The sequence below is a fragment of the Microbacterium sp. 1.5R genome, assembly GCF_007667425.1.
In the GTDB taxonomy this organism is placed as follows: domain Bacteria; phylum Actinomycetota; class Actinomycetes; order Actinomycetales; family Microbacteriaceae; genus Microbacterium.
Window position 1 is genome coordinate 763379 of sequence record NZ_VDRC01000001.1, and the last position, 17432, is coordinate 780810.

Annotated in this window: 14 protein-coding genes and 1 other RNA gene; 3 read left to right on the forward strand and 12 right to left on the reverse strand. The window is 71.2% G+C overall.

The features are described 5' to 3' along the window. From FSY98_RS03795 to ffs, 8 genes are all read right to left on the reverse strand, one after another. Window positions 1-1257, reverse strand: a 1257-nt coding sequence (locus tag FSY98_RS03795) for a DNA polymerase III subunit gamma and tau (protein ID WP_186307533.1), incomplete at its 3' end; no start/stop codon positions are given. 181 nt (window positions 1258-1438) lie between these two features. Further along, complete coding sequence (locus FSY98_RS03800) at window positions 1439-3943, reverse strand: glycoside hydrolase family 65 protein (RefSeq protein ID WP_144874116.1); 2505 nt, start codon at window positions 3941-3943, stop codon at window positions 1439-1441. Next, the gene (locus FSY98_RS03805) at window positions 3940-4770 is read right to left on the reverse strand and encodes an HAD family hydrolase (RefSeq protein ID WP_396652319.1); all 831 of its coding nucleotides are present in this window, start codon (window positions 4768-4770) and stop codon (window positions 3940-3942) included. Before FSY98_RS03805 ends, FSY98_RS03800 begins: the two co-directional genes overlap by 4 nt. 55 nt (window positions 4771-4825) lie before the next feature. Then, on the reverse strand, window positions 4826-6046 hold the full coding sequence (locus tag FSY98_RS03810) for an acetate/propionate family kinase (RefSeq protein WP_144874118.1): 1221 nt from the start codon (window positions 6044-6046) through the stop codon (window positions 4826-4828). Continuing rightward, window positions 6043-8160: a phosphate acetyltransferase gene (gene pta / locus FSY98_RS03815; protein ID WP_144874120.1), complete on the reverse strand. Its 2118-nt coding sequence runs from the start codon at window positions 8158-8160 to the stop codon at window positions 6043-6045. Before pta ends, FSY98_RS03810 begins: the two co-directional genes overlap by 4 nt. 49 nt (window positions 8161-8209) lie before the next feature. Next, window positions 8210-8785 (reverse strand): hypothetical protein, encoded by a 576-nt coding sequence (locus tag FSY98_RS03820; RefSeq protein WP_144874121.1) that lies wholly within the window; start codon window positions 8783-8785, stop codon window positions 8210-8212. A gap of 104 nt (window positions 8786-8889) precedes the next feature. Continuing rightward, on the reverse strand, window positions 8890-9531 hold the full coding sequence (locus FSY98_RS03825) for a rhomboid family intramembrane serine protease (protein ID WP_260857256.1): 642 nt from the start codon (window positions 9529-9531) through the stop codon (window positions 8890-8892). Window positions 9532-9574: 43 nt separating this feature from the next. Further along, window positions 9575-9671, reverse strand: an RNA gene (gene ffs, locus FSY98_RS03830) — signal recognition particle sRNA small type. A 94-nt stretch (window positions 9672-9765) separates the two neighbouring features. Here ffs and FSY98_RS03835 point away from each other — a divergent pair. From FSY98_RS03835 to FSY98_RS03845, 3 genes are read left to right on the forward strand one after another with little or no spacing between them, the layout of a single operon-like run. Next, window positions 9766-10755, forward strand: coding sequence for a MoxR family ATPase (locus tag FSY98_RS03835; protein WP_144874123.1), 990 nt, complete (start codon window positions 9766-9768; stop codon window positions 10753-10755). 12 nt (window positions 10756-10767) lie between these two features. Continuing rightward, window positions 10768-11979, forward strand: coding sequence for a DUF58 domain-containing protein (locus FSY98_RS03840; protein WP_144874125.1), 1212 nt, complete (start codon window positions 10768-10770; stop codon window positions 11977-11979). Beyond that, entirely contained in the window at window positions 11966-14209 is a 2244-nt protein-coding gene (locus tag FSY98_RS03845; protein WP_144874127.1) for a DUF3488 and transglutaminase-like domain-containing protein, read from the forward strand. Before FSY98_RS03840 ends, FSY98_RS03845 begins: the two co-directional genes overlap by 14 nt. Before the next feature lie 79 nt (window positions 14210-14288). Here FSY98_RS03845 and FSY98_RS03850 read toward each other — a convergent pair whose 3' ends face one another. The 4 genes from FSY98_RS03850 to FSY98_RS03865 all read right to left on the reverse strand — a co-directional run bounded on the left by FSY98_RS03850 (window position 14289) and on the right by FSY98_RS03865 (window position 17427). Further along, window positions 14289-15176 (reverse strand): rhodanese-related sulfurtransferase, encoded by an 888-nt coding sequence (locus FSY98_RS03850; protein ID WP_144874129.1) that lies wholly within the window; start codon window positions 15174-15176, stop codon window positions 14289-14291. 78 nt (window positions 15177-15254) lie between these two features. Then, entirely contained in the window at window positions 15255-15989 is a 735-nt protein-coding gene (locus tag FSY98_RS03855) for a hypothetical protein (RefSeq protein WP_144874131.1), read from the reverse strand. Beyond that, window positions 15986-16714 (reverse strand): ABC transporter permease, encoded by a 729-nt coding sequence (locus FSY98_RS03860; protein WP_144874133.1) that lies wholly within the window; start codon window positions 16712-16714, stop codon window positions 15986-15988. The genes FSY98_RS03855 and FSY98_RS03860 overlap by 4 nt, the downstream gene beginning before the upstream one ends. Next, window positions 16711-17427 carry an ATP-binding cassette domain-containing protein gene (locus FSY98_RS03865; protein ID WP_144874135.1) on the reverse strand — a complete coding sequence of 239 codons (717 nt, stop codon included), beginning with the start codon at window positions 17425-17427 and terminating at the stop codon, window positions 16711-16713. Before FSY98_RS03865 ends, FSY98_RS03860 begins: the two co-directional genes overlap by 4 nt. Between the last annotated feature and the right edge of the window lie 5 nt (window positions 17428-17432).

The following is a 17432-nucleotide window of genomic DNA, read 5'->3' on the forward strand; positions in this document are numbered from 1 at the left end:
GGGCGCGGCAGCGCCTCGCTCGGCGGGAGCGGCAGCTGCCGGCGGAGCAGCTGTCGAAGGAGCAGCCGCACTCGCGCGCGGTGCGGGCGCGGATGCCGTCGCTCGGGGTTGTGCGGACGGCGCGGCGGCTCCGGCATCCGAGGCACCCGCCAGGACCCTGGCGACCATCAGTTCGAGGTGGAGGCGCGGCGATGTCGCGCCCGACATGTCGTCGAGGGCGGCGCTGACGACGTCGGCCGTGCGCGAGAGGCGAGACGACCCGAAGGCCTCGGCCTGCGAGCGCATGCGGGCGAGTTCGTCCTCGGCGATCCCGCGGAGCACCGCGGAGGCACCCGCGCCCACCGCGGCGATCACGATGAGGTCGCGCAGGCGTTCGAGCAGGTCGTCGACGAAGCGCCGTGGGTCCTGCCCCGTCTGCACGACACGATCGATCGCGGGGAACGCGGCTGCGGCGTCGCCCGCGGCGAGGGCGTCGACGATCTCGTCGAGCAGGGTCGCGTGGGTGTAGCCGAGCAGAGCGACAGCGCGTTCGTAGGCGACGGTCACGGTCTCGGATCCCGCCGGCGAGTCAGAGCCGGCGATGAGCTGGTCGAGCAGTGACAGCGTGTCACGCGGCGACCCGCCACCCGCGCGGACGACGAGCGGAAGCACGCCCTTCTCGACGACGACGCCTTCTTCGCCGCACAGTTTCTCGACGTACTCGAGCATCGCCGCGGGCGGCACAAGTCGGAACGGGTAGTGATGCGTGCGGGAGCGGATCGTACCGAGCACCTTCTCGGGCTCGGTCGTCGCGAAGATGAACTTCACATGCTCGGGGGGCTCTTCGACGAGCTTGAGCAGCGCATTGAATCCCTGCGGCGTGACCATGTGGGCCTCGTCGAGGATGAAGATCTTGTAGCGGTCGCGGCTCGGGGCGAACGTCGCGCGCTCGCGCAGGTCGCGGGCGTCGTCGACGCCGTTGTGGCTCGCTGCGTCGATCTCGACCACGTCGAGCGACCCGCCTCCGGCGCGTGAGAGTTCGACGCAGCTCGGGCAGGTGCCGCACGGCACGTCGGTCGGCCCCTCGGCGCAGTTCAGGCACCGGGCGAGGATGCGGGCGGATGTGGTCTTGCCGCAGCCGCGCGGGCCCGAGAACAGGTAGGCGTGGCCGACGCGGTCACCGCGCAGAGCGGTCATCAGCGGCTCGGTGACCTGAGACTGCCCGATCATCTCGCCGAACGACTCGGGGCGGTAGCGGCGGTAGAGGGCTGTGGTCACCAGAACAGCCTACGGCGTGCCGCCGACATCGAGGCAGCCCTCGCCGTCGGCATCCGCGCGTCCCGCCCGCCGTCGCCGAGCCACCCCTCCTCGCGCGAGCCACCCCGTTGCGCACCGTACGCAGCGGGTGGCTCGACACGAGAGGGTGGCTCGAGACGGGAGGGGCGGCAGCGCCGGCGGGTCAGTCCGGGGAGTCGATCACCGGGATGGCCGTCGTGATGACCGGCACCGACGCCGACAGCAGGGTGCCGTCCTCCCGCACCGCATTGGCGAACTGACGCAGCGTCGGCCGCCCGGGGAGCAGCGGACCCTGGTCGGTGAGCGGCACGATGGCATCGTCGCCGACCGTCGCGACATAAGCGACGTCGCGCACCGAGAACGGCACCGGGTCACCCGAGCGCACGTGCACCCGCAGCTCGTCTGCGGTGAGCGTGACCTGCAGCGCGGATCCCTGCCACTGCAGCGGGAACGACAGCGACGGCCAGTCGGCCGGCAGCCGCGGGTCGAAGCTGAGCTCGCCCGCCCAATCGCGCATGCCGCCGAAGCCGCACACGAGCGCCGTCCACACACCGCCCGCCGAGGCCACGTGCACGCCGTCCGACGCGTTGTGGTGCAGATCGTGCAGGTCGACGAACAGCGACTGCTCGAAGTACTGCAGCGCGAGGTCCTGGTAGCCGACCTCCGCCGCGAGGATCGACTGCACCACGGCCGACAGCGTCGAGTCGCCCGTCGTCAGCGGATCGTAGTAGTCGAAGTCGGCCTTCTTCTCCTCCGGCGTGAAGTGGTTGCCCTGCAGGAACAGCGCGAGCACCACGTCGGCCTGCTTGAGCACCTGGAACCGGTAGATCACCAGGGGGTGGAAGTGCAGCAGCAGCGGACGCTGGTCCGACGGCGTGTGCGCGAGGTCCCAGACCTCCCGCTCGAGGAAGAGGGAGTCCTGCGGATGGATGCCGAGGGCCTCGCTGTACGGGATGAACATGGCGTCGGCCGCGCGCTCCCAGCCGTCGGCCTCGCCCTCGCCGAGTCCCGTCCGCTCGACGACCCTGGCGAACTCCTCGCCGTCGGCCTCCTGCGCCTCGCGGACGACCCGCGCCGCGTAGCGCAGGTTGTAGCGGGCCATGACGTTCGTGTAGAGGTTGTCGTTCACGACCGTGGTGTACTCGTCCGGGCCGGTGACGCCGTGGATGTGGAAGGTGTCCACGCCGTCCTCCCCCGAGGTGCCCGGCACCGCCTGCGAGGTGCGCCAGAAGCCGAGCGTCGCCCACAGCCGCGCGGTCTCGATCGCGACGTCGATGCCCTCACGGCGCAGGAAGTCCTCGTCGCCCGTCGCGCGGACGTACTTGCCGAGGGCGAAGCTGACGTCGGCGTTGATGTGGTACTGCGCGGTGCCGGCGGCGTAATACGCCGACGCCTCTTCGCCGTTGATCGTGCGCCAGGGGAACAGCGCGCCTGCCTCGTTCAGCTGGGCGGCGCGCTTCCGTGCGGCGGGGAGCATGTGCACCCGCGCTCGCAGCGCGTTGCGCGCCCACTGCGGCGACGTGTAGGTGAGGAACGGCAGCACGTAGATCTCGGTGTCCCAGAAGTAGTGACCGCTGTAGCCCGATCCGGTGAGACCCTTCGCCGGGACGCCGTTGCCGTCAGCGCGGGCGGAGGCCTGCGCGAGCTGGAACAGGCACCAGCGCGTCGCCTGCTGGATGTCGTCGCGTCCGCCGATCTGCACGTCGCTGCGATCCCAGAACGCCGCGAGCCATTCGGCCTGGCGGACGAACCGCGACTCGACGCCCTCGGCCATCGCCCGGTCCAGCGACCGACGGCAGCGGTCGACGAGCTCGCGAGCGGGCACGCCGCGCGACGTGTGGTAGCTCACGAGCTTGGTGATCGTGATCGGCACCCCGGCCTTCGCCTGCACGCGGAAGACGTTCTTCGAGATGTCCGGGTCGATGAGCGTGCGCGACGTGTACTCGTTGTCGGTCTCGACGATGTGGTCGGCGACGACCGCGACGGTCATGCCGGATGCGGCGACCGAGTACGACAGCGCGGAGCGGAGTCCGTCCTGCCAGTGCTCGGCGGGCTCGAGCACGCGCTCGGCGATCTTCTCCGCCTTGCGCGGGTCGAAACCGCCCTTCGCCTCCGCCGGCGTCCCGGCATAGACGCCGGCGCCGTCCTGACGGTTCAGCAGCTGGCAGCTGATCGTGACCGGGGCGTCGGAGTTCTCGACGACGACCTCGAGGCGGAGGATCGCGAGGTGGCGCTCCTCGAAGCTGACGATGCGCTCGTCGCGCATGCGCACGCGCTTGCCGGACGGCGTCTCCCAGACGACGACGCGCTCGAGCACGCCCGTGCGCATGTCGAGGGTGCGGCGGTAGTCGCGCACGTCGGCCACGTCGAACGAGATCGGCTCATCGTCGACGTAGACGCGCATGACCTTCGCGTCCGGCGCGTTGACGATGGTCTGCCCCACCTCGGCGAACCCGTACGCCTGCTCGGCGTGCCGGATCGGCCAGGTCTCGTGCAGGCCGTTCACGAACGTGCCGTGCTCGTGCGCGCCGCGGCCCTCGATGTGGTTGCCGCGCAGGCCGAGATATCCGTTGCCGACACTGAACAGCGTCTCACCGACACCGCTCTCGGAATAGCGGGTCTCGACGAGCCGCCAGGGGTCGACGGGGAAGCGGTCGCGGTCGATCATGCGGTCTCCTCGGAGTCGGAGTCGTTCGGGTTCTCGGCGGAAGAGTCGGAGGGACTCAGGAAGGCGTCGAGGTCGGTGACGACGACGGTCGCACCGGCGGCGCGCAGCGCGTCGGCGCCGGTGCCGCGGTCGACCCCGACGACGGTCGCGAAACCGGCGGCGGCGGCGGATGCGGCGCCGGAGGTCGCATCCTCCACGGCGACACTCGTCGCCGGGTCGACGCCCAGCGCATCGGCGCCAGCGCGGAACATGTCGGCAGCGGGCTTCGAGGCGAGACCCTCGCGCTCGGCGACGACACCGTCGACGACGACGGGGAAGAACGAGCGGATGCCGGCCGCGGCGAGCACCTCTTCGGCGTTCTTGGAACTGGAGACGACGCCGATCGGGACGCCCGCGGCCGCGAGCTTCTCGACGAGGGCCAGCGACCCGGGGAACGGCGCGATGCCCTCGGCGCGCAGCGATGCGGCGAAGGCGGCGTTCTTGCGATTGCCGATGCCGCAGATCGTCTCGGCCTCGGGCGGGTCGTCGACCTCGCCCCACGGCACCTCGACGTTGCGGCTGTGCAGCAGGCTCGCGACGCCGTCGTAGCGCTTCTTGCCGTCGACGTAGTCGAAGTAGTCGGCGTCGGTGTACGAGGGGGTCAGCCCCCAGCGCTCGAACACCTCGTCGAAGACGACCTTCCAGGCGCGCATGTGCACCTCGGCGGTCGGAGTGAGTACGCCGTCGAGGTCGAACAGCACGCCGTCGGCGCGGAGCAGGTCGGGCAGTGCGTCGGGCACAGGGGCCTCCAGGAGAAGGACGAGGGTTCCGGCACCTCTCCGTGCCACTGTGCAAGCGTAGTGCCGCACGGGGCCGCCGGTCACCCCTCGAGCGGGTGTCGTGTCACAGCATCCGTGAGGTCTGTCTGGCGATCTCGAGCTCCTCGTCGGTCGGGACGACGAGGACGGTCACCGACGAGGCATCGGTCGAGATGCGCCTGATGCCCGCGCGTCGCTCGACGTTGCGCCCGTGATCGATCTCCACGCCCGCGAATCCGAGCGTCGCCATGGCCTCCTCACGCACGGCGGCGGCGTTCTCGCCCACCCCCGCGGTGAACGAGATCACGTCGACCCCGCCGAGCTGGGCGATGTAGGCGCCGGCGTACCCGCGCAGGCGGTGGATGTACACGTCGAAGGCCAGGGTGGCCGCGGCATCCCCCTCGTCGCGTCCGGCGAGGATGTCGCGCATGTCGCTGCGTCCGGCGAGGCCCTTGAGACCGCTGCGGGTGTTCAGCAGCGCGTCGAGGTCGTCGATCGAATAGCCGGCCCGGCGCGAGAGGTGCACGAGCGCGGCGGGGTCGAGGTCACCCGAGCGGGTGCCCATGACGAGGCCCTCCAGCGGGGTGAGGCCCATCGACGTCTCGACCGAGCGACCTCCGTCGATCGCCGTGACCGACGCCCCGTTGCCGAGGTGGAACACCAGCTGCCGCAGCGAGCCGAGGTCGCGCTCGAGATAGGCGGCCGCCGCCTCGCTGACGTACTGGTGGCTCGTCCCATGGAACCCGTAGCGACGCACCCGGTGCTGAGCGGCGAGCTCGGCATCGATCGCGTAGGTGTACGCGGCTGGGGGCAGGGTCTGGTGGAAGGCGGTGTCGAACACCGCGACGTGCGGAACGTCCGCGAAGACGGCCTTCGCCGCCCGGATGCCGGCGAGATTGGCCGGGTTGTGCAACGGCGCGAGCACCGCCAGCTCCTCGATCTGGTCCTCCACGTTCGGGGTGACGAGGGTCGGCGCGTAGAACCGGGCTCCCCCGTGCACGACGCGATGGCCGACAGCCGCGGGCGGATGCTCGTCGAGCGAGGGTCCGTGCTCGGCGAACTGCTCGAGCATCACCCGGAACGCCTCGTCGTGGTCGGCGACGGCACGCTCGCTCTCGTACGTCGCGTCGAGCATCGTCACGGCAGCGTCGCCCCCGGCATCCGGGCGCACGGTGTGCGCGATGGCGCTGACGTCCTGCCCGATCCGCTCGATGAGGCCGGTTGCGAGCTCTGTCTCATCCTCGATGTCGATGAGGCTGTACTTCAGCGACGACGAGCCGCTGTTGATGACGAGGATGGTGGTCACGCGTCCGCCCCCTGCGCCTGGATCGCGGTGATCGCGACGGTGTTCACGATGTCGTCGACGAGAGCGCCCCGCGACAGATCGTTGATCGGCTTGTTGAGCCCCTGCAGCACGGGTCCGATCGCCACTGCGCCGGCGGAGCGCTGCACGGCCTTGTAGGTGTTGTTGCCCGTGTTGAGGTCGGGGAACACGAACACCGTCGCGCGTCCGGCCACGGCCGAATCGGGGAGTTTGGCCTTCGCGACCGCCGCGTCGGCCGCCGCGTCGTACTGGATCGGCCCTTCGACGAGCAGCTCCGGCGCCCGCTCGTGCACGAGCGCCGTGGCCTGGCGCACCTTGTCGACGTCGGCACCTGACCCGGACTCCCCCGTGGAGTAGGAGAGCATCGCGATGCGCGGGTCGATGCCGAACTGACGAGCCGTGGCGGCCGAAGAGATCGCGATGTCGGCGAGCTGCTCGCTGGTCGGGTCGGGGATGACGGCGCAGTCGCCGTAGACGAGGACGCGGTCGGCGAGGGCCATCAGGAAGACGCTGGAGACGACCTGCACGCCCGGCTTGGTCTTGATGATCTCGAAGGAGGGGCGGATGGTGTGCGCCGTCGTGTGCGCCGCCCCCGAGACCATGCCGTCGGCGAGGCCGAGGTGCACCATCATCGTGCCGAAATACGACACGTCCGTCACGGTGTCGGCGGCCTGCGCGAGCGTGATGCCCTTGTGCGCGCGCAGCCTCGCGTACTCCTCCGCGAAGCGCTCGACGTGCTCAGGGTCGGTGGGGCTGAGCACCTGCGCCGCGTCGATGTCGACGCCGAGCTCGATCGCCCGCGCCCGCACCGCCCCCTCGTCGCCGAGGATCGTGAGGTCGGCCACTTCGCGCGCCAGCAGCGTCGCGGCCGCGCGCAGGATGCGGTCGTCGTCGCCCTCCGGGAGCACGATGCGTCGGCGGTCGGCCCTCGCCCGCTCGATCAGCCCGTACTCGAACATGAGCGGCGTGACGACCTTCGACTCGGCGAGGCCGAGCTGCGTGGTGAGCTCGGCGATGTCGACGTGGGTCTGGAACAGGCCGAGCGCCCGGTCGTAGCGGCCGCGGGACTCGGGCGAGATGCGTCCGCGCGCGCCCATCACCCGTACAGCGGTGTCGTACGTGCCGAGGTCGGTGGCGATGATCGGCACGGTGGAGGTGAAGCCGTCGAGCAGCTGCACGATCGGGTCGGGCAGCGGGAACGGGCCGTTGAGGATGATGCCCGCGACGCGCGGGAACGTGCCGGAAGCGTCGGCGAGCAGCGTCGCGAGCAGCACCTCGGTGCGGTCGGCGGGGATGACGACGACGGCCTCCTCGGTCAGCCGCGGCAGCACGTTCACCATCGACATGCCGGCGACCACGATGGTCAGGGCCTCGCGACCGAGACGGTCGGGGTCGCCCTTGATGAGGCGACCGTCGACGGCGGAGAGGATGCCGCGGATCGAGGGCGCGACGAGAGTGCGGTCCTCGGGGATCGCCCAGACCGGCGTGGTCCGCGCAGGGCGCAGCGCGGCGACCGCCTGCTCGATGTCGCCGAGGTGGTCGGGGTCGGCGCGGTTGACGGCGATCGCGAACAGCTCGGCCCGCTCCGCCTCGAGTTCCGACAGGGCGAGCGCGCCGATCTGGCCGACCGCGGCCGGGGTGCGAGCGGTGGTCGTGCCCAGCTGCTCGGCCTGACGCTGCTGATCGCGCCCGCTGAGCACGAGCAGCACGGGGGCCGCCAGGTTCGCGGCGATCCTCGCGTTGTAGCCGAGCTCGGCGGGGCTCGCGACATCGGTGTAATCGCTGCCGATGATGACGACCGCGTCGCACTGCGCCTCGACGGCCTTGAAGCGGGCGACGATGGTCGAGAGCGCCCGATCGGGATCGTCGCGGACATCGTCGTAGGTCACGCCGATGCAGTCGTCGTAGTCGAGCTGCACGCCGTCGTGGGCGAGCAGCAGCTCGAGCACGTCGTCGCGTTCGGTGACCGACCGCGCGATCGGCCGGAAGACGCCGACGCGCGGTGTGACGCGCATGAGCGCATCGAGCACGCCGAGGGCGATCGTGGACTTCCCGGTATGGCCTTCGGCCGAAGTGATGTAGATGCTCTGCGCCACGGCTCCAGCCTAGGCGCACCTCCCTCTTCGCAGCCTGGGTGCGGGCGGATCAGCAGGGCCGCGACATCGCGTCGACGACCGCCGCGGCATCCTCGGTGTAGCGCGTGTAATACGTCGGGTCGAGATTGATCTGCACCCGATGGATCGCGAGCGAGGGGTCCATCGTCTGCCAGTCGGGCACGCGGGAGAGGCGCTGGTAGAAGAGCGTCGCCGCCGTGGCCGGGTCCATGCGCTGTTCGGCAGTCCCCCACCACTCCTGCTGCTGGAACAGGCCGATGCTCGTGGTCCTGCTGCCGTCGGGGTTCGTGAACCCGCTCGTCTCCCAGTCGCCGTAGTCGATGTTGCGCAGGCTGCTCTCACCCATCGCCGTCATCACGCCCAGCACCTGACCGTCGCGGCCGAAGCCCAGCGCGGTCGCCGTCTGCATGATGACGGCGGCGTTCTCGAGCTGCTCGCCCTGCCAGCCCGCGATGCCCGCCTGCGGATACGTCGTCGGATCGCCGAGGCAGATCGCGACCGGCTTCTCGTGCGCGAGGCCGAGCGGGATGAGCACGGCGGCGAGCACGACCGCGATGACCCCGGCGACGGAGAGGCCGATCCGTCGCACGAGGCGCCGGCGCCGCATCCTGCGCTCTGCCCGGCGTCGTGGGCTCAGCCGACGCCGGCCACCGGGGCGACGCCGTCGGGATGCCGGCCGACGCGTCGGTGGGCGACGACGTGCGGTGGGGGTCATGGGCGCCCGCGCCCGCTGCGGGGACCGGTGCCGGAGCGGCTCGCCCCGCGTCCGACGAACGCGGCGAGACCTCCACCGATCGCGCCGAACAGGTGAGCCTGCCAGGAGATGCCCTCGCGCACTTCGACGACACCCGCGAGCATGGAGCCCCCGTAGAGCCCGATCACGACGACGGCGATGACGGCGTAGAGGATGCGGTGCGACACGCGCCCCGGCGCGAACACGCGCAGGACGGTGTACCCGAAGTACCCGAACACGAGACCGGAAGCGCCGACCGTCAGCGTGCCCGGGGTGTTCAGCAGCCAGGTGCCCGCTCCCCCGATGATCGCGGCGAAGGCCGTCACGGCCCAGAACCGCCGGGCGCCCTCGACCGCGACGAGGCAGCCGAGCACGAGGAACGGCACCGAGTTGGCGGTGAGATGCTGCCAGTTCGCGTGCAGCAGCGGGCCGAGGAAGACTCCGACCAGGCCCTCCGGGTCCCACGAGCGCAGGCCGAGACCTGTGAACGATCCAGGCAGCACGGCGTCTGCGAACTGCACGACCCACATCGCGGCGAGGAGGAGGATCGGCGATGCGAAGCGTCCGAGCGCATGGCGTCGAGGGGATTCGGCGGTGCTGGTCACGTCTGGCCTCGTCACGTCTCGATCCTGACAGGACCGCCCAGGAGGACGCTGACAAAAAGAAAGTGACCCTCCGCGCACCCAGCAGAGCCCGGTTACCCTTGCTGCGTTTCCGCCCTGGGGGAATTGGCCTGGATGCCGCCACGCGGAGAGCCGTTGATCAGTCTAACCGATGCGGAGCCGGTCCCCAGCCGCGCGGGTTACGATCGGTTCACGCGCACCGCACCGCAGCGCCGACGCGAGAGGGAACGCATGCCAGACAACCCGCCCCCGAGCCCGACGGTCATCGACGCCCCGGCATTCGCCGCGCAGACCTCGGCCATCGTCGGCTCGATCGGTCGGGTCATCGACGGCAAACCCGACGCGGTCCGCAGCGCTCTGGTCTGCCTGCTCGCCGAAGGGCACCTGCTGATCGAAGACGTGCCGGGGGTCGGCAAGACCGTGCTCGCCAAGGCGCTGGCCGCGAGCGTCGACGCGACCGTGCGGCGCATCCAGTTCACTCCCGACCTCCTCCCCGGCGACGTCACCGGTGTCAGCGTGTACAACCCGGTCGACCGCGAGTTCGAGTTCAAGCGCGGCGCGGTGTTCGCCAACATCGTGATCGCCGACGAGATCAACCGCTCCTCCCCGAAGACGCAGTCCGCGCTCCTCGAGGCGATGGAGGAGGGCCAGGTCACGGTCGACGGCTCGACCCATCCGCTGCCCGATCCGTTCCTCGTCGTCGCGACGCAGAACCCGCTCGAGATGGAGGGCACGTACGCGCTCCCCGAGGCGCAGCGGGACCGCTTCATGATGCGCATCTCGATGGGGTACCCGGACGCCGCCGCCGAGGCCGAGATGCTGCGGCAGCGCGACATCGTCAATCCGCTCGCCTCGGTGACCGCCGTCGCCGACACCCGCTCGATCGCCGCGCTCATCGCGTGGGCTCGATCGGTGCACGTCGCCCCGGCCATCGAGGAGTACACCGTCGCCCTCGCGCAGGCCACCCGCGTCGACCCCAGCCTGCACCTGGGTGCCAGCCCGCGTGCGACGCTGCAGCTCATCAGGGCGGCGAAGGTGTGGGCGGCTCTCGACGGCCGCGACTTCGTGATCCCCGACGACGTGACCGCGCTGCTGATACCGGTGCTGGCCCACAGGCTCCTCCCCGCGCGCGGCGCGCACCGCGCCGGCGCGCAACCGGTGGAAGCGGCACTGCGGCAGATCGTCGACCGCGTCCGCGTTCCCGTGGCCACCCGCGCCTGACCCGGATCCCCCATGCCTCGCCGCCGGATGCTCACGCTTCGTGGCATCGGTGCGCTCCTCACCGGTCTCGGCTGCGTGGTCGCCGCGAACATGCTGGGTGCGCCCATCCTGCTGTACATCGGCCTCCTGCTGATCGTGCTGACCGTGTGCGCAGTGCTCGCCGTGCGGGTTCCCCGCCGGTCGGGTTCGGTCACCAGACAGGTGTCGACCGACCTCATCACCGTGTCGGAGACCTCGCGCGTGACCCTGCGCTTCGCCCTCCGCGCGCTGCGCGCGCCCCGCGGGCTCTGGCGCGACGTGGTCCCTGACGCGGTGTCGGGCGACGCAGCGGGTGAGTATCCGCCCGAGTCCGGTCAGCTGACCTACCTCCTCACCGGGGTGCGACGAGGAGTGTGGCCGATCGGCCCGCTCGTGCTCCGCACGGTCGACCCCTTCGGACTCGCGCAGCGCGAGCAGGCTTTCGGCGAGGCGCGCACGGTCACCGTGGTGCCCGAGGTGTTCACGCTCGCTCCGCTCGCGGTGAAGGTCGGCGCGGCCGGCGGCACCGCGCAGACCTCGTCGAGCCGGCTCGGCCAGGGCAGCGACAACCTCTCGCCCCGCCGCTACATCCCCGGCGACTCCATGCGCCGGATCCATTGGCGTGCGACCGCGCATCGCGGCCAGCTCATGGTGCGGCAGGAGGAGGAGGAATCGAGCCCCGATGCGCTCGTCGTGCTCGACCGGAGCGCCGCGCGCTGGAAGAGGGGCGACGACTCCGACCCGTCGTTCGAGGCCGCGGTCTCGCTCTGCGCATCCGCCGCCGTGCACCTCATGCACGAGGGATACGGGGTCGACGTGATCGACAGCGCCGGAGTCCTGCTCGGCACCCTGCGCGGCCACGAGGACGACCGTGACGGACTGCTGGTCGCACTGGCGCTCGTCACGCCCCGCGGCGACTCTCGCGACATCGCGGCACTCGTCGGCGGCACTCCGCCGGGGCCCCTCGTGTACATCACCGGAGAGATCGACGAAGAGGATGCCGCGCTGCTGCGGCCGGCCGGAGCCGCCGCGCCGATGCTCTTCGCCACCGCGCCGCACAGCGGAGTGGCCGAGGCGGCCGCTCCGCACGGATGGCGTGTGGCAACGCTCGGCGACGACATCGCCGAGGCCTGGGAGGACGCGTTGCCCGATCGGCTCGGCTCGGCTCCCGTCGAACAGGAAGGGTCACGCGATGGCACGGGCTGAGCTCGGATCGACGCCCGCCTGGCACCGCGACCGGGAGGCCCCTGCCGGCACAGTGGCGCCGTCGGTGCTCGCCGCGGCGGCCGGCCTCGTCGCGATGTGGCCGTTCACGTCGGTGATCCAGCCGGGCGCCTGGTCGGCGACGGTGCTGGTGCTCATCGCACTGACCGCCCTCACCGGGGTCGTCGTCCGCACGCTCCTCAGGTACCGCGCGGCGTGGGTGCGCGATCTCGTCACCCTGTCCGCTCAGCTCGGCGTGGCTGTCGGTGCGCTCACGCAGCTCGTCGCGGGCGACACCGCCGCGTTCGGACTCATCCCCACCGACGCGACGATCCTCACCTTCCGGACCCTGGCGGGTGCGGCCGGCGAGGAGATCGTCTTCGGCTCCGCGCCGCTCGCGGCCTCACCCGGCCTGCAGTCCGTGATGGGCCTCGGATTCGCCGTCGTCGCGATCCTCCTCGACCAGCTGGTCACGCAGCGCGGAGCGGTGATGGCGTTCCTCCTCACCGCGGTCATCGGCGCCATGCCGATGATCGTCACGGTGAGCGGCGCCAACGTGGTCTGGTTCGTGATGCTCGGCATCCTGCTGCTCGTGCTGCTGCGCTACACCGCCGCGCAGCATCCCGAATCACCCCGTCGCACCTCGACCGCCGTCGCGGCGGGCGTGGGCGCGGTCGCGCTCGCCACCACCGTCGTCGTCGCACCGGTGCTCCCGGTGTCCACGGCGCTGGCGGGAACGGGCACGGGCGTCTCGGTCGACGCGTCGCTGCGTCTCGGCGACGACCTGCGCCAGCCGAACCCCGTCGAGGTGCTCACGCTGGCGACGACCGCCGATACCGCGCCGTACCTGCGTCTGACGACGCTGTCGCATTTCGACGGCCGGGTGTGGGAGCCCGACCGCGGCGGCTTCGCAGCGCAGGACGAGGGCTTCGGACCCGACGAGTGGGGCCCCGAGGTCGCGGTCGAGGAGCAGAGCACGTCGATCCGGGTCCTGCGGGTGTCGAGTTCATGGCTGCCGGTGCCGTACCCGGCCACCGAACTGCAGGGTGTGCCCTCGTCCTGGCGGGTGAGCCAGGAGAACCGCACGGTCGCGTCGCGCAGCGCCGACGCCGTCGGCAACGACTACACCGTCCGCTCTCTCGAGGTCGATCCGACGCTGGAGCAGATCAGGGCGACGCCGGCGGCAGAGCTCGTCGTCGACCCCGACGAGGATGCCGTCGACCTGCCGTCCGTCATCTCCGACACGGCGACCGAGGTCACCGCCGACGCGACGAACGACTACGACCGCCTCATCGCACTGCAGTCATGGTTCCGCAGTCAGTTCTCGTATTCGCTGGAGACGCCGGTCGAGGAGGGCTTCGACGGCACCGGAGCCGACGCCGTCGCCCAATTCCTCGATGTGAAGTCGGGCTACTGCATCCACTTCGCCGGGGCGTTCGCCCTCATGACCGAGAGCCTCGGCATGGAGGTCCGCATCGTCGTCGGGTACCTGCCCGGCTCGCTGACCACGACGCAGCGCGGCGAAGAGGACGTGTACTCCGTCTCGAGCGACCAGCTGCACTCGTGGCCCGAGGTGCTGTTCCCCGGCATCGGCTGGGTGCCGTTCGAGCCGACGGCATCCCTCGGCATCCCCACGGCCTTCGCTGCCGGCTCCACGTCGGGCGGCGGCAGCACCGGAGCGACGCCGGTCGCGCCGTCCGCCGCACCCGAAGTCGAGCAGACCACCGGTCCCGAGCTCGAGCGACCCGACGCCGGCGACAACGCCGGAGCCACCGGTCAACTCGAGCGTCTCGACCCGACCCCCGTGCTGCTCGGCACGCTGGGCGCGATCGTGGTGCTGCTGCTTCCCGCCCTCGTCCGCTTGTTCGTGCGGAGCTCACGGCGCGCCAGGGCACGGCGCGGCGATGCCGGCGCGGCCTGGGGCGAGCTGCGGGCGACCATGCTCGACCTCGGCATCGCCGTGTCGGACGCCGAGACGCCGCGCATGCGCGCCGCCGACCTCGTCCGGGAGAAGAGGGCTGACGACGCCGGGCTGCGGGTGCTGACGGATGCCGTGGAGCGCGCGAGTTACGCGCGCTCGTCCGCCGAGCGGACGGATGTTGTCGACGACGCGCTCGCCCTGGTGCTCGCCGATCTGCGCCGCAGCGCGTCAGGTCCGGCACGGGTGCGGGCGTTCCTCCTCCCTCGCTCGCTCTTCGCGACGCGAGGGTCGGACGCGCCCCTTCTCGCCTGACGCCCCTCCCCCGTCAGATCGACCGGCGTCGGTCAGGCGTGCGGACCGGCGTCGGTCCGGCAGATCGGACCGGCGTCGGTCAGGCGTGTGCGACGCAGCGGACCGTGTCGCACGCCTCGCACACGACGGACTGCGTCCGACACGAGAGGTCGGGGCAGTTGGCGGTGCGCTTGGTCGCGGCGCCGCACCCTTCGCAGACGCCGATGACTGCCGCATGGTCGGAGAAGTCGACCGATCCGCGCTTGTCGAACACGTAGAGGGACCCGTCCCAGAGACCGTCGTCACCGTACTTCTCGCCGTAGCGGACGATGCCGCCCTCGAGCTGGTACACCTCGCCGAATCCGCGGGATGCCATGAGGCCGGAAAGGACCTCGCAGCGGATGCCGCCCGTGCAGTACGTGACGACCGGCTTGCCCTTGAGCTCGTCGTAGACACCGGAGTCCAGCAGCTGCACGAAGTCGCGGGTCGTATCGGTGTCGGGGACGACCGCGCCGCGGAATCGGCCGATCTGGGCCTCGAGCGCGTTGCGGCCGTCGAAGAAGACGACCTCGTCACCGCGCTCCGCCACCAGGTCGTGCAGGCCCTCGGGGCTGAGCCGCGTGCCCCCGCCGACCACCCCGTTCTCGTCGACCCGGAGTTCTCCGGGAGCGCCGAACGAGACGATCTCGTCACGCACTCTCACGCTGAGCTTCGGAAAATCGATGCTGCGGCCGCCGGCGTCGACGCCGGTGCCCTCGCTCCACTTGAGATCGACGTCGCGGAACGGCGCATAGGAGCGGAACGACCGTGCCCACCGCTTCAGCACCGGCAGATCACCGCCGAGGGTGCCGTTGATGCCGTCCTTCGAGATGATCAGCCGCCCGCGCAGGCCGAGCGCCTCGCCGAGATCGCGCTGCCACGCCCTGACCGCCTCGGGGTCGGCGAGCGGGGTGAAGACGTAGAAGAGCACGATCTTGGGGGTTGCCACCCAGCGATCTTACGTCGGGGTTCGGACCCCGGACGGACTCTGCCCGGTGTCCGGGCGGGCCTCCCCCCGGCGACCGACTCATCGCACGTCGCGCACCAGGAAGAGGATGCCGCCGCCGAGGATGCCGATGACGACCCAGGCCCCGGCGAGCAGCGCCGCGACCGGTGCCGCCAGCCGGTCGGACGGCGCGAGGCCCACCGCGCGGAGGTCGAAGCCGAGCGCCTCGAGCATCGCGAAGAGCGGGAGGTGCGCCGCTCCCTCGGGCCAGACGGTGGCGACGAGCAGCGCGACGCCGAGCGACATCGGTGCGATGAAGAGAGCCAGGAGGTGGGACTGGACGACGAGCCCCACACCGAGTCCGTACACCCCGGCGACGGCCCCGAGCGCGAGCGTCCGGCACAGGGTCGACCACTCGACGGGGATCCCGCCCATTGCGGCGAGGAGCGCCGCGTGGCCCCCGACGACGCTCGCCGCCGACACCGCCATGCCGCCGATCGCCGCCGAGGGGATCCTGCCGATCAGCACGGCGCGCCGCGGCTGCAGCATCAGGCGCTGCGCGACCACGCCGTCACGACGATCGACCGTGTAGCGGAACGCCCCGTAGACGGAGGCGAGCACCGCCCCGTACACCGCCAGGATGGTGCCGAGCGGCGCGGCGAGCGCCGCTCTCTCACTCGCCGGAGCGGCGATCAGCTCCGGCGGCACACCCGTCGCGATCAGCAGCGACATCCCGAACGCCGCACCCAGCATCCAGAGCAGCACGATGTCTCCCGAGAGACTGTTCGCCTGCATCCGAAGCGCCCGTCCGATCATCGGCGCCCCTTGACCGCCGCGAACCACGCCCCAGCCGTGAGTGCGACCGCCCATGCGACGCCGACGCCCAACGCGGGAGCGAACTCGAGCATCCGGCCCTCACCGCCGGGCAGACCCAGCGCCGCCAGCGCGAGACCGGGCGAGAACCTAGCCACCTCCGGCGCGGCGCGCAGCAGCGCGGATTCCAGGGCGAGGGGGACGACGATGATGAGCGCCGCTGCCGCGTAGTAGTTCCGGAAGATCCACCCGATCGCCCCGCCGATCGACGCCCCCAGCACCGCACCCAGCAGCGCCCCGGCGTAGATGCGCCACGCCGCGGCATCCGGAGCGAGAGCGAGTCCGCTCTGCCCGAGAACGACGGCGACCGTCGCCGTCCACACCGCGACGAGGCCCAGCACCATGACGACCCCGACGACGACCCCTCCGATGATCTTGCCCCAGAACACCCGTGCGAACGCCACGCTGGTGAGCGTGCGCCCCAGTGATGCGTAGTAGCACTCCCGGGTGACTCCGTACGCCCCGACGAAGGCGGCGGAGACCGCACACCACGCGAGGGGCTCGAGGAGTCTCGCCGTCGCCGTGCTCGCATCGAGGCCGTCGAGATCGAACCGCGTTCCGTCGGAGACGAGAACGAAGATCGGCATGAGCACCGCCACGAGGTATACCGCCAGCACGGACGATCCGCTCACCGACCTCAGCACCTCGCTCCGCGCGACGTTCCTCATGCGGACGCCCCTTCGACGAGATCGAAGTAGCGGTTCTCCAGCGAGTCGTGGTCGCCGACGACGAGGTCGTGCAGAGGACCGGTGAAGAGCACGCGACGCTTGATGACGACGACCTGGTCGACGACCTGCTCCAACTCCGCGAGTTGGTGGCTCGCGACGAGCACGCTTCCTCCGCGGGCGGCGTAGCGGCGCAGGAATCCGCGCAGCCAGCGGATGCCGTCGGGGTCGAGGCCGTTCGCCGGCTCATCGAGGATGAGGGTACGAGGCGCGCCGATGAGCGCGGCGGCGAGGCCGAGGCGCTGCGCCATCCCGGTCGAAAAGGTCTTCACGCGTCGATCCGCGTCCGCGGCCAGCCCCACCTCCTCCAGCACCTGGTCGACCCGTCGGCGCCCCGCGCCGGTCGCGATCCGGCAGATCTCCAGGTGTCGCCTCGCCGTGATACCGCCCTCGAAGCCGAAGCCGTCCATGTGCACGCCGACCCGCGTCGCCGGGTCGCTGAGCTCGACGAAGGGCACACCGTCGATGAGGCAGTCGCCGCTCGTCGGGGCGAGCAGCCCGACGATCGTCCGCAGCGTGGTGGACTTGCCCGCACCGTTGGGGCCGAGCAGCCCGACGACCGTTCCGTGCGGGACGACGAACGACACCCCGTCCACGGCTGTCCGGCGGCCGAAGGACTTCGTGAGTCCCCTGACCTCGATCGCATGAGTGTTCATCTCGT

Excerpts from the sequence above, each read along its gene's own strand:
- FSY98_RS03835 (WP_144874123.1), top strand. The coding sequence starts at position 9,766 with ATGCCAGACAACCCGCCCCCGAGCCCGACGGTCATCGACGCCCCGGCA.
- FSY98_RS03865 (WP_144874135.1), bottom strand. The coding sequence starts at position 17,427 with ATGAACACTCATGCGATCGAGGTCAGGGGACTCACGAAGTCCTTCGGC.
- FSY98_RS03845 (WP_144874127.1), top strand. The coding sequence starts at position 11,966 with ATGGCACGGGCTGAGCTCGGATCGACGCCCGCCTGGCACCGCGACCGG.
- FSY98_RS03860 (WP_144874133.1), bottom strand. The coding sequence starts at position 16,714 with ATGAGGAACGTCGCGCGGAGCGAGGTGCTGAGGTCGGTGAGCGGATCG.
- FSY98_RS03855 (WP_144874131.1), bottom strand. The coding sequence starts at position 15,989 with ATGATCGGACGGGCGCTTCGGATGCAGGCGAACAGTCTCTCGGGAGAC.
- FSY98_RS03820 (WP_144874121.1), bottom strand. The coding sequence starts at position 8,785 with ATGCGGCGCCGGCGCCTCGTGCGACGGATCGGCCTCTCCGTCGCCGGG.
- FSY98_RS03840 (WP_144874125.1), top strand. The coding sequence starts at position 10,768 with ATGCCTCGCCGCCGGATGCTCACGCTTCGTGGCATCGGTGCGCTCCTC.
- FSY98_RS03800 (WP_144874116.1), bottom strand. The coding sequence starts at position 3,943 with ATGATCGACCGCGACCGCTTCCCCGTCGACCCCTGGCGGCTCGTCGAG.